Source organism: Nostocoides sp. (assembly GCF_035343835.1).
Lineage (GTDB): Bacteria > Actinomycetota > Actinomycetes > Actinomycetales > Dermatophilaceae > Nostocoides_A > Nostocoides_A vanveenii.
The window spans coordinates 1-6,895 of record NZ_DAOQZV010000174.1 but is presented as its reverse complement, the minus strand read 5'-3'; the positions used below and the strand labels follow the sequence as shown (position 1 = coordinate 6,895).

The window sequence follows — 6,895 nt, the reverse complement described above, 5'->3', positions numbered from 1 at the left end:
TTGATGCTGCTGAGGTCTTGGCCGACTTGGTGCCCTTGACCGGCCCCAGCGTGGGAGCCGTGATCACCGTAAACGCCTTGTCCGACTTGGCCGCCTGCGCCACGCCGACGACGGTCCCGGCGCTGAGGTTGATGAACGCCGGGGACTGCGCCGGCACCATGCCGAGCTTGAGCGCTTTGGTCGCCAACGCGGCGGGCGCCCGCAGCTGATCGAGTTCGTGCGTCAGCACCTCCTGGCGGTCGGCGAGGATGTTCGATTCTCCGACCAGGGCGCCGCGGACATAGGTGCCCTTGGCCAGGGCGGTGTTGACCATCAAGGCAGCCAGCAGGCCCACGATCAAGGTGACACCGAGCACGACGATGAAGCCGAACTGCCGGGCGACATACCGGCTCGGCACGACGGTCAGCGTCGGCCGGATGGGGCGCCTGGTGGGGACCGGGCTCACGTCGATGGCGTGGAGCTGGCTCATCGGGTTCCTTTCGTTTCGCGGAGGCGTTCGGCGGCGCGCAGGCGCACGGAGGCGGATCGGGAGTTGCGCGCCTGTTCGGCGGCGGAAGCCTCTTCGGCACCGCGGGTGAGCAGGCGCAGATAGGGGCGGTGTTCCGGCAGTTCGACCGGCAGCCCGACGGGCGCGCTGCTGCGCGCGCCGGAGGCGAGCACCGTCTTGGTGATCCGGTCCTCGAGGGAGTGGTAGGAGAGCACGGCGATCCGTCCGCCGACGGCGAGGGCGTCGATGGCGGCGGGGAGGGCACGCTCCCATACGCGCAGTTCGTCGTTGACCGCGATACGCAGCGCCTGGAAGGTCCGCTTGCCCGGGTGCCCGCCCGTGCGCTGCGAAGCGGCGGGGATGGTGGCGGTGAGCAGCTGGACGAGCTCGGCCGATGTGGTTATGGGGCGGACGGCTCGCTGGGTGAGGATCGCGCGGGCGATCCGCGCGGCGAATCGCTCCTCGCCGTAGTTACGCAGGATCCGCGTCAACTCCGCGGCATCCGCAGTGGCCAGCAGATCGGCCGCGCTCTCTCCGCGGCTTTGATCCATCCGCATGTCGAGCGGCCCGTCGAAGCGGTAGGCGAAGCCCCGCCCGCCGTCGTCGAGCTGCAGCGACGAGACCCCGAGGTCGAAGAGGACCGCCTGCGCGCGCGCAACGCCGAGATCGGCGAGCACGGCCAGCACCTCGTCGTAGACCGCGTGCACACCGCGCACCCGGTCCCCGTATGCCGCGAGCCGCTCCCCCGCGAGAGCCAGCGCCTCCCGGTCGCGGTCCAGTCCGATCAGCCGGGCGTTCGGGCAGGCGGCCAGCAGCGCTTCCGCGTGCCCACCCAAGCCCAAGGTGGCGTCGAGCACCACGCTGCCGGGCTCGGCGAGCGATGGCGCGAGCAGGTCCACGATCCGTTCGAGCAGGACGGGCACGTGCCGGAAGTCGGCAGGTGCTCCGCTGGTCATGGGTGGCCTCTCGGGGGCTTAGAGCTGGGGCTGGATGACGGTGGAGGGAGGTGGTGCCTGGGAAGCGATGGCTCGTGGTCCCCATCCGCCGCCCCGGCACGGGGGAAGTCGGGTCGGGAGGACGGCTGGAGGCCGCGGGCCACCGCATCGGGTCAGAACACGAACTCCTCCCCATCGGCGTTGAGGTCGTCGAGTTCGAGGTTGCTGGAGGCTTCGATCTCCGCGTAGGCCGCGGTGTCCCACACCTCGACGTAGTCGCCCTGCCCGACCACGGTGCAGTCGCGATCCAATCCGGCATAGGCACGCAGCGGGGCGGGGATGGTCACCCGGCCCTGGCGATCCGGCGCCTCGTCCGCGGCCTGTCCGAGCAGCGCGCGTCGCAGATTGCGCACGCTGCGGCTGGAGGTGGTGGCGCTCGCGAGCCGGGCGGCGATGCGGGCGTGGAAGACCGCCTCCGGGTAGATGGTCACGCAGCGGTCGGGGCCCTTGGTCAGCACGACCTTCTCACCGAGGCCGTCGCGGTACTTGGCGGGGAGGAAGAGCCGGCCCTTCTCGTCGAGGCGCGGGCTGTAGGAGCCGAGAAAGACCGCAGTCATCGAGCCCATCACCCACCTTCCACCCAGGCTCCACCGATTTCCCCCACCTTACCCCACCAATGTCGTTATCAAGTCGAAATTGTTCGCGTTTCCCGTACATACAGAGCGGAAATTGCAGGTCAATCGTGGGTGGGGGAAAGTGGGGCAATTTTCGCTTCGTCTCGGCCAACTTGTGGCGTTCGGTCGCGAGATGGTGACGAAGCGGGCTCACCGGGCTACCGCCGGGGGGTTCGTGGGGGAAGATGACGGCGTGCTGCACGTCGGGGGCAGCGAAGGAGGCGGCACTGTGGCTGATCAGCGAGGCGGACCCACCGAGGTCACGCGGGCGCGGGCGCTCGAAGAGGTGCTCGAGGTCACGACAAGCCTGGCGGGCGCGATGCGGACCGTCATCGAAGGCAAGCCCGAGGTGGTCCAGACAGCGATCACGGCCTTGCTGGCCGAGGGCCACCTGCTGCTCGAGGACGTGCCGGGTGTCGGCAAGACGATGCTGGCCAAGACCTTGGCCAAGTCCATCGACTGCACCGTGCGACGCATCCAGTTCACACCGGACCTGCTCCCCAGCGATATCACCGGCGTGAGCATGTTCAACCAGGACGTGCGCTCCTTCGAGTTCCGGCCGGGCGCGATCTTCGCCAATGTCGTCGTCGGCGACGAGATCAACCGCGCCTCGCCGAAGACCCAGTCGGCCCTGCTCGAATGCATGGAGGAGGGCAATGTCACGGTGGACGGGCGGACCTATACCCTCCCGCATCCCTTCATCGTCATGGCGACGCAGAACCCCATCGAGATGGAGGGCACCTATCCCCTCCCCGAGGCCCAGCGCGACCGCTTCATGGCGCGGGTCTCGCTCGGGTATCCGAACCCGCGCAGTGAGATCGACATGCTCAGCCGGCACGGCTCCGGATCACCCCTGGAGCGTCTGCAGCCGGTCACCGACGCGGCGACCGTCAGCCGGCTGATCCATGCCGTGCGGCTGGTCCATTCCTCCGACTCCATCCGCCAGTACATCGTCGACCTGGCGACGGCTACCCGCGAGAGTTCGGCCCTGCGATTGGGCGTATCCCCGCGCGCCACGCTGCACCTGTTGCGCGCCTGCCGCGCCCACGCGGCTCTCGCCGGGCGCGACTATGTGCTGCCCGACGACGTCCAGGCGCTGGTCGTCCCGGTGTGGGGCCACCGGATCCTGCTGACCGGCGAGACCCTGCATGCCCGGCGTTCCCCGGCCGATGTCCTGCGCTCGGTCACCGACCGGGTGCGCGTTCCGGCACCGGGATTCTGATGCCCCGGCGGCGCACGACCGACGCCCTGACCCTGCGTGGCCGGGCCTTCGTCGCGGTCGGTGTGGCGCTGGTCGTCTGCGGCATCCTGCTCGGCTTCCGCGATATCACGCGCGCCGGCGTCCTGGTCGCCGGCCTACCGGTTCTCGTGCTCGTGCTGAGCCGCACGCAGCACGTCGCCATGACCACCCGGCGCGATGTGGCCCCGGCCGTGGTCCCCGTCGATGAGCCCGGGGATGTGCAGTTGTTCATCACCAACCCCGGGACACGCGCGACCCCGATCATGATGGCCGAGGAGCAACTCGACTACGCCCTCGGTGACCGGCCGCGTTTCGTGATCCCTCGCATGGGCGCGGGTGTCAGCCACCAACTCCATTACCGTGTCCGCTGCTCGGTTCGCGGCCGCCACCAACTCGGACCACTGGGCCTGCGGATCAAGGATCCCTTCGAGTTGACGATCCGGCATGCCATCGTCCCCGGGGTGGGCGAACTGATCGTGTTGCCGAAGGTGGTTCCCCTGCTGGCGACCCGGATCATCGGCGGCCTCGGCAGCGAGGGTTCGGTGCCGCACATGATCGCGCTGCACGGCGAAGACGATGTCTCGGTGCGCGAGTATCGCGACGGCGACGACCTCCGGCGCATCCACTGGCCTGCCACCGCGCGCACCGGCGATCTGATGGTGAGACAGGAAGAGCGGCCCGCAACTCGGCGGGCGGTGCTCCTGTTGGACAATCGAGCCCAATGCGAGGGCGAGCCCCGTCCTGCCGCTTCCTTCGAGTGGGCAGTCACGGCCGCCGCCTCCATCCTGGCCCTGGTCATCCCCAGTGGCGTCGCCGCCCGGCTGGCGCTGGACGGGCGGGTGCTCGGCGACGCCACACGCGATGCCCTGCGCCTCGACGATGCCTTGATCGAGCTGGCCGTGGCGGACACATCGGATTCGCCGACCCTGGTCCCGAGCATCGAGGCGGCCGCGGAGGCCGCCGCCGGCGGTGCGCTGTGCGTGGCCGTCGTCTGCCCGCTCCCCGACCACGAGGCCGACCTGCTCAGCCGCGTCCGGGCGCCCGGATCGGCAGGCATCGCGCTCGTTCAGGAGCTCCCCGGATTGTCGGCCGAGGCCGCCGGAGCGACGGCTGCACGCTTGCGCGACCGCGGCTGGGGGACGGTCGTCGTTCCGGTCGGCATGGGAGTGGCCGAGGCGTGGTCCTCGGTCGAGACCGCAGCGGCGGGTGTCCGATGAGGCCGGCCGCCGCCCGGCTGCCGGACGCGCTGCTCGCCGCCGCGGCCTCGTGGGCCGCGCTCGCGCCCCTGAGCACCCTCTTCGACAGCTACTCCTGGACCGGCCCGGCTGTCCTGGTCTCGCTCGTCGTGGTCGTGACCGGGCTGCTGGCTCGCTTGGTGATCCGTCGCGGGCTGCTCGTCCTCCTGGTGCAACTGCTCGCCGGCCTGGAGGCAGCAGTCCTGCTGCACGGGCGCGGGCATACGTGGTTCGGATTGCCCACCTGGGAGACAGTGCGCGCCTTCAACAACGTCCTCTTCGAGGGCCGGATGACCCTCGTTCGGTATGCCGCGCCGGCCCCGACCAACCGGGGCATCATCGTCGGCCTGACGCTGCTGACGCTGCTCTTTGTGGCGCTCATCGACTTTTGCGCGGTCACCCGACGCAGCCCCGCCGTGGCCGGTATCGCGCTCGTGGCCGCCTATCTCGTCACCGCAACCAACAGCGGGGCTCCGCTGGCTTGGTACTACTTCGCGGCCCCGGCGGTGCTCTGGCTGGTGATGCTGGCGCGCACCGGCACCGGCTCGCTGCGACGGTGGGCGACCTTGGTGGCCCGGCCGGTCGAGGGCGATCGGCCGCGGGACCCGGTGGACAGTTTCGCCGACGTCGCGCGCAATATCGGGATCGCCGTGCTGGCGGCCGCGATCGCGGTGCCCTTGATCGTGCCGCACTTCCCCACGCGTTTCCTGGTCGACGGCTTGGGGCGCAGTTCCAACGGGACGTCGGACGCGGGATTCGCGTTGAGCACGACCTTGGATCTCAAGCGCAATCTGCAAAGCCCGTCGGACAAGCCGGTGTTGACCTATCGGACCAGCGATCCGTCGCCGAGCCCGCTGCGCGTGGCGATCCTGGATGAGTATGTCGGCAATGGCAACTTCCGGACCGATTCGACGATCGCTGATCGCGCGGTTTCGCGGGGTACCCCACTGACAGCGTTGGTCCCGGACGCGCTGCCGCCGGGCCTGACGTCCATCCTGGATGCGGTGCCGTCCGACAACATTGAACGCACCGAATGGCAGTTCCGTGACGGGGAGTTGCTGCACCCGCGTATCGCCTTGCCGTATGGCGCGGCGAGCCTGGACGTCGACGGCCAGGAGTCGGTGCGCGAATACGCGAACGGGCAGGTCGAAGTCGAGGACACGGCGAAGAGGTACACCGTCACCAGCGTCGAGGTCGTGCCGACCACGGCCATGCTGCAGGAGTCGCGCGTCTCGGACGGCGTGTTCCGGGGATGGAACCAGGAGACCGTTACCCCGCAAGACCTGGCAATCGACCCCCTGGCCACCGGCGCGTTGAGCCAGGTGCTGGCGGATGTGGTGCCACCGGGGGCCACCGACATCGAGGCGGCCATCGCCATCCAGGACTATCTGCGTTCCCCAGCATTCACCTACAGCCTCGACCTGGTTCCCGTAGCCGAGGGCGAGGACCGAGTGGCGGCCAATCCCATCGTGCACTTCCTGGCCACCAAGCAGGGCTTCTGTCAACAGTTCGCCGGCACCATGGTGATGCTCGCCCGCCAGTTCGGGATCCCGGCACGGATCGTGGTGGGCTTCCTGCCGGGCCGGCTGGACAAGGGCGAGCGGACGGTGCTCGCGAGCGACGCGCACGCCTGGCCGGAGTTGTACTTCGAGCCCCTCGGCTGGTTGCGCTTCGAACCGACGCCGGCCAGCCGTAGTGGCGCGGTGCCGGCATACGCGCGGGAAGGCAATGGCACCTCGAGCGCCACCGCGAGTTCGAGCACCACGGCGTCGGCGTCGTCGACGACGCGGCGCGCCCAGCCGGGGGTCGACGTGCCCACGCCGCAGGGGCAGACCTCGCTGGACCGGCCGATCTGGCAACGGGTCGGAGACATCCCGAGAGCCGCCTGGGTCGTCTTGGCGCTCGTTCTGGGCATCATCGGCTCGCTGGTCCTGCCCGTCACGGCGCTGCTGATCCGGCGGCGGCGATTCGCCGCTGCGGCGGACGATGCCGCGATGGTCGAGTTGAGATGGCAGGAGATGATCCGGCGCATCGGCGACCTGGGCGTACGCACGCCCGACGCCCTGACTCCGCGGCAGATCCAGGGTCATCTGACCGAGCGCGCGCTGCTCTCTCGGGAACCAGCCGCTGCCCTCGGTCGCGTCGTCACCGCCGTCGAGCTGGCGCGGTATGCCGGCCCGGGCACGTCCTTCGCCGACCCGGCGAAGGACGTCGATGCCGTCCTGGAGGCCGTCGACTCCAGCCGGTCGCTGGTCCCGAGACTACGCGCCCGGCTGCTGCCGTCATCCGCGACGGCCGCCCTCGGCCGCTCGGGCCGACGGATC

At 69.9% G+C, this 6,895-nt stretch carries 6 protein-coding genes; 3 read left to right on the top strand and 3 right to left on the bottom strand.

What is annotated here, in order from left to right; translation table 11 throughout:
- The 3 genes from PKH97_RS11940 to mraZ form a co-directional block, all read right to left on the bottom strand.
- On the bottom strand, nt 1-469 hold a 469-nt coding region (locus PKH97_RS11940), incomplete at its 3' end, for a hypothetical protein (RefSeq protein WP_324387683.1).
- The gene (gene rsmH, locus PKH97_RS11935; protein ID WP_324387682.1) at nt 466-1,443 is read right to left on the bottom strand and encodes a 16S rRNA (cytosine(1402)-N(4))-methyltransferase RsmH; all 978 of its coding nucleotides are present in this window, start codon (nt 1,441-1,443) and stop codon (nt 466-468) included. The genes rsmH and PKH97_RS11940, both read right to left, overlap by 4 nt.
- A gap of 152 nt (nt 1,444-1,595) precedes the next feature.
- The gene (gene mraZ / locus PKH97_RS11930) at nt 1,596-2,039 is read right to left on the bottom strand and encodes a division/cell wall cluster transcriptional repressor MraZ (RefSeq protein ID WP_324387681.1); all 444 of its coding nucleotides are present in this window, start codon (nt 2,037-2,039) and stop codon (nt 1,596-1,598) included.
- Between the two features lie 286 nt (nt 2,040-2,325).
- On the opposite strand from mraZ, the gene PKH97_RS11925 reads away from it, so the two are divergent.
- The 3 genes from PKH97_RS11925 to PKH97_RS11915 form a co-directional block, all read left to right on the top strand.
- On the top strand, nt 2,326-3,318 hold the full coding sequence (locus PKH97_RS11925) for a MoxR family ATPase (protein ID WP_324387680.1): 993 nt from the start codon (nt 2,326-2,328) through the stop codon (nt 3,316-3,318).
- On the top strand, nt 3,318-4,553 hold the full coding sequence (locus PKH97_RS11920; RefSeq protein WP_324387678.1) for a DUF58 domain-containing protein: 1,236 nt from the start codon (nt 3,318-3,320) through the stop codon (nt 4,551-4,553). Before PKH97_RS11925 ends, PKH97_RS11920 begins: the two co-directional genes overlap by 1 nt.
- Nucleotides 4,550-6,895 (top strand): DUF3488 and transglutaminase-like domain-containing protein (locus PKH97_RS11915; protein ID WP_324387677.1); only part of this gene is annotated, 2,346 nt, incomplete at its 3' end. The genes PKH97_RS11920 and PKH97_RS11915, both read left to right, overlap by 4 nt.